Source organism: Kitasatospora sp. NPDC092948 (assembly GCF_044754805.1).
GTDB lineage: Bacteria > Actinomycetota > Actinomycetes > Streptomycetales > Streptomycetaceae > Kitasatospora.
The window spans coordinates 1-1,394 of record NZ_JBIVPU010000036.1 but is presented as its reverse complement, the minus strand read 5'-3'; the positions used below and the strand labels follow the sequence as shown (position 1 = coordinate 1,394).

Sequence of the window (1,394 nt, the reverse complement as noted above, 5' to 3'; positions counted from 1 at the left end):
CTGAGGACAAGCCCTCGGCCTATTAGTACCGGTCAACTCCACCCCTCACAGGGCTTCCATATCCGGCCTATCAACCCAGTCGTCTACTGGGAGCCTTACCCTCTCAAGGAGGTGGGAGTGCTCATCTCGAAGCAGGCTTCCCGCTTAGATGCTTTCAGCGGTTATCCCTCCCGAACGTAGCCAACCAGCCATGCCCTTGGCAGGACAACTGGCACACCAGAGGTTCGTCCGTCCCGGTCCTCTCGTACTAGGGACAGCCCTTCTCAACACTCCTACGCGCACAGCGGATAGGGACCGAACTGTCTCACGACGTTCTAAACCCAGCTCGCGTACCGCTTTAATGGGCGAACAGCCCAACCCTTGGGACCTACTCCAGCCCCAGGATGCGACGAGCCGACATCGAGGTGCCAAACCATCCCGTCGATATGGACTCTTGGGGAAGATCAGCCTGTTATCCCCGGGGTACCTTTTATCCGTTGAGCGACGGCGCTTCCACAAGCCACCGCCGGATCACTAGTCCCTACTTTCGTACCTGCTCGACCCGTCAGTCTCACAGTCAAGCTCCCTTGTGCACTTACACTCAACACCTGATTGCCAACCAGGCTGAGGGAACCTTTGGGCGCCTCCGTTACTCTTTAGGAGGCAACCGCCCCAGTTAAACTACCCACCAGACACTGTCCCTGATCCGGATCACGGACCCAGGTTAGACATCCAGCACGACCAGAGTGGTATTTCAACGGCGACTCCACCATGACTGGCGTCACGGCTTCAAAGTCTCCCACCTATCCTACACAAGCCGAACCGAACACCAATATCAAGCTATAGTAAAGGTCCCGGGGTCTTTCCGTCCTGCTGCGCGAAACGAGCATCTTTACTCGTAATGCAATTTCACCGGGCCTGTGGTTGAGACAGTCGAGAAGTCGTTACGCCATTCGTGCAGGTCGGAACTTACCCGACAAGGAATTTCGCTACCTTAGGATGGTTATAGTTACCACCGCCGTTTACTGGCGCTTAAGTTCTCAGCTTCGCCCGACCGAAATCGGACTAACCGGTCCCCTTAACGTTCCAGCACCGGGCAGGCGTCAGTCCGTATACATCGCCTTACGGCTTCGCACGGACCTGTGTTTTTAGTAAACAGTCGCTTCTCGCTGGTCTCTGCGGCCACCACCAGCTCAAGGAGCAAGTCCCATCACCAGCAATGGCCCCCCTTCTCCCGAAGTTACGGGGGCATTTTGCCGAGTTCCTTAACCACAGTTCACCCGAACGCCTCGGTATTCTCTACCTGACCACCTGAGTCGGTTTGGGGTACGGGCCGCCATGAAACTCGCTAGAGGCTTTTCTCGACAGCATAGGATCATCCACTTCACCACAATCGGCTCGGCATCAGGTCTCAG

Annotated in this window: 1 rRNA gene; it reads right to left on the bottom strand. The window is 56.3% G+C overall.

The features are described from left to right. Positions 1-2 precede the first annotated feature (2 nt). Positions 3-1,394 (bottom strand): 23S ribosomal RNA (locus ACIQF6_RS36255); the annotation flags it as partial.